General features: G+C 48.7%; 3 protein-coding genes. 2 read left to right on the forward strand and 1 reads right to left on the reverse strand.

Going from position 1 to position 3,735, the window contains the following annotated elements:
* Nucleotides 1–110: 110 nt before the first annotated feature.
* Nucleotides 111–1,268 (reverse strand): XylR family transcriptional regulator, encoded by a 1,158-nt coding sequence (locus Q0668_RS03935; RefSeq protein ID WP_298860136.1) that lies wholly within the window; start codon nt 1,266–1,268, stop codon nt 111–113.
* A 214-nt stretch (nt 1,269–1,482) separates the two neighbouring features.
* Here Q0668_RS03935 and Q0668_RS03940 point away from each other — a divergent pair, with 214 nt between their 5' ends.
* Nucleotides 1,483–1,944, forward strand: a complete 462-nt coding sequence (locus tag Q0668_RS03940; RefSeq protein ID WP_298860138.1) for a GNAT family N-acetyltransferase — start codon at nt 1,483–1,485, stop codon at nt 1,942–1,944.
* A 22-nt stretch (nt 1,945–1,966) separates the two neighbouring features.
* Nucleotides 1,967–3,667, forward strand: a complete 1,701-nt coding sequence (locus Q0668_RS03945; RefSeq protein ID WP_298860141.1) for a glycerol-3-phosphate dehydrogenase/oxidase — start codon at nt 1,967–1,969, stop codon at nt 3,665–3,667.
* Nucleotides 3,668–3,735: the final 68 nt, after the last annotated feature.

Genomic DNA, 3,735 nt, shown 5'->3' on the forward strand with positions numbered 1-3,735 from the left:
CGGAACGGTCACTACGGAAACCCATAAACATTATCAGGTTTTGCGTACATTCTATTCTGTAAGCCTGAAAATACTGCAAATTTCAGTCGATCCAGCACGGGAGTTCGAGATTAACGCATTTTTGTGCGATAAGTTCCGGGGGTTTCTCCCGTTTTTTCCTTGAATACCGTGCTGAAGTATTGCGAATGCCGAAAACCGATCTTCTGTGCGATTTCCGAGAGTGAAAGATCGGTTGTGCCCAGCAATTGTTTGGCCCGTTCGAGTTGAGTCCTCATGATTTCGGCTTTGGGTGAACGACCAATGGCCGCTTTCATCTTACGTTCCAAAGCGGTGCGCGACAGGGGAACCGCATTCAAAATATCGGTGACCTGGATTCCTTTGCAGGCATTTTCTCGAATAAAACGCAGGGCCAATGCCAGTTCCGGATCATCGACGGCTACTACATCAGATGATTGCCGGGTGACAATTCCCAGAGGGTCGACCAGAAATGATTCTTCAGGCGCCGCTTCCCCTTTCATTAACCGACTCAGTAATGCCGCCGCCTCGTATCCGATGCGCGCCGAATTGAAAGCCACACTCGATAATGGGGGGCGGGCCATCATGCACAGGATGTCATCATTCTCAACACCCACAACGGCCACTTCATCGGGAACGGAGATCCCGGCCCGGTCACAGGCATCCAATAACCAGAAGCCCAATTGATCGGTGCAAGCCATAATACCCACTGGCTTGGGAAGCTCGCGGACCCATTCTACCATCTCTTCCTGTTGTTTTTCCCATTCACGGGGTGCTTCGGAATCTTCGAGAGCAGAAAACACACTGACTTCGAAACCGGATTTCTGTATGGTTTGTACATAATTATCTCGACGCTCTTCAAAATAGACTTCCGAACCAATTTCATATACACCAAAATGACGGATTCCGCGCTCCAGAAAATGTTCGGCGACCATCCGACCCATAGCCCGATTATCAATCCCCAAAAATGGAAATGCGTGATTCAACTTTGTCGCGCGTAATTCAACAGCCGGTATCCCCGATTCCGTTATGGCATCGGCCATTTCCTGGCTGGTTGTGCGACTTAAAATCCCATCCCCTTTCCAGCGGGAAATCCAATCCGGGATTTGGGAATCCAGCGAACGCGGCATCAAAAATACCGACCATTCTTCGTTTTCTGCGATAAATTGACGAATACCATTCAGCAATCCGCGCCCATGAGAACGCGACGTTTCAATCAGCAAAGCAACATGAGGAATCGAAGATTTTGACATAGAACTTGATAATATCTATTCGGATTTCGCGAAATGTGTAATTCGTAGAGAGGCTGTCTATGCTGTCTCGCAGTTTATGCAGCTCACTGTATTCTTTTACTCCATGTCGGTTTTATCTTCAATCATGATCGAAACGGATCGACTCTGTTCGTACAATACGGTTCAGATAGGTACCGGACTGAAACCACCAAAGAAATGACTATGAAAGGCTTTCGTGGATTTTTTAATCAAACAGGCATCACCAGAAGATTTTCTGGAAATCGCAGCGCTGGACCGACTTGCCTGGCCAGAAGAACCAGACACCTTTATTCCTGATGGCGAACATGCCTGGCGCCTCTGGTCTGAATACGCGACTATTTTGATCGCAGAGAGCGCTGATGAAAATCAGCAAAGCAGGCTGGCAGGTGCGCTCCTGATGTTTCCCACGAACACGGAAGAAACCATTTTGCATAAAATTATGGTTCACCCCGACTTTCGCGGACAGGGAATCGGGTCGGCGTTAATGAAACAGGCTTTGCAGTCCGCAACTGAGGTTGTATTACTGACAGTCAACCCGGACAATACACCAGCTGTCCGTCTCTATGAAAGTTTTGGCTTTCAGATCCGCACCCGGATTGAAGGTTATTATCGTCCGCACGAGCATCGTCTGCTGATGGAGTACCGGCCTGCAATGTAAAATATTGGCATGGGAAACCTCAATGAAACAAACTCAACGGGTTTTAATCCTCGGCGCGGGAATTAACGGTGTCTCTGTCGCGCGCGAGTTACTCCTGAACGGCGTTCCCGTCTGTATCATAGATTCATCTGATCTCTCGCAGGGAGCCACTTCAAAATCGTCACGCTTAATTCATGGCGGATTGAGATATCTCGAATATGGTGATTTTTCACTGGTGAGAGAATCCGTGCAAGAACGAGGCGTTCTCCTGAACTTGGCGCCCCACCTCGTATCACCACTGCGGATTGCCATTCCCCTGGCACATCGTTTTTCGGGTGTTCTGTCTTCCAGTCTCCGTTTTTTGAGTGGGTTCCGCGTTCCCGGCGCGCACTGGCTTACTACCCGTTTTTCTTTTTCTTCCGAGCGCGGCGTGTATCTGGTCAATCTGGGACTGACGTTCTACGACTGGTTTGCCTCAAAAGGAAATCTTCCCCGCCATTCGGTTCACGATGTGGGCCAGCAGGGACTACCCCGCGTCAATACAGATAAATTTCGCTGGCTGGCCAGTTATTCCGATGCACAGATGCAGTTCCCGGAACGATTTGTGGTTGCGTTGCTACACGACTGTCAAAAAATTGCTAAAGAAAAGCACCTTCCCTTCGATCTTTACACATACAGCCGCCTCAAACTGCAAGACAGAAAAGCCCTGATCTCTACGTTGCATAATCCAGACAAAATCCAGGAAGAGTTCGAACCGACGGTCATCGTTAATGCATCCGGTGCCTGTGGCGATTTAACACTAGAGCAAGTCGAAATCCCCTCTCCACGATTAATGGGAGGTACCAAAGGCAGCCATATCGTTACCTTCAATCAAAAGCTCAGCGAAGCACTCGGCGAACAGGGAATTTATTCAGAAGCCCGCGACGGTAGACTGGTCTTTATTCTGCCCTTCGGGAACAGCACACTCATTGGGACCACCGATGTCAGAGAGGCAGGCAATCCGCTGGAAGCCGTCGCCAGCCCTGAAGAACTTGACTATCTGGTGGGCATGGTCAACATGGTATTTCCCCAGGTTGGTTTGACAACGAACGACATCAATTTTCATTATAGTGGCGTGCGCCCGTTACCTTATCAACCTAAAGGCAAAGCGGCTTCGATTTCCCGCGATCACTCGATCAAAGAATATGAAGGCCCCGCAGGCTGGATCGTGACGCTCGTCGGCGGAAAATTAACTTCATGGCGCGCCTTTGCAGAAAAAGTCACTAATCGTATTCTTAACAAGCTGGGAAAGCATTATTTCTCTGTATCGAAAACACGTTTGATACCCGGTGCAGAAGATTACCCGCAGACAAAAGACATCCTGCTGGCAGAACAGGATCGACTCTGCGAAAAATTCCATCTCTCCACGGAAAGTATTCAAGCAATCTGGCGCTTACAAGGTACCGCACTCGAAGAAATTCTAGATGGGTTACCCGACTTCTCGAACGAACTGATCACAGGCACCTTTCTTCCACGACAGTATGTGTTATGGACTATCGAACATGAATGGGCGGAAACGATTGGTGATCTCGTCGAACGCCGCCTCATGCTGATTTTTGACGAGAAACTGCATACAGATACATTGCAGGAACTGGCCAGCTGTCTGGCGGAATCAGAAAAATTTTCCATCGAGGAAATCCCTGACCAGATTGAAACATATCGAGAGCATCTACAACACTTCTATGGAAAAGCCGTTGATTGCTGAAACAAGAACTCAATCGACGTTCAATTCTCGCACGATCCGAAAAGATCCATGCAAGGAAGATTCCGGTG

It is taken from the genome of uncultured Gimesia sp. (assembly GCF_937910335.1).
GTDB lineage: Bacteria > Planctomycetota > Planctomycetia > Planctomycetales > Planctomycetaceae > Gimesia.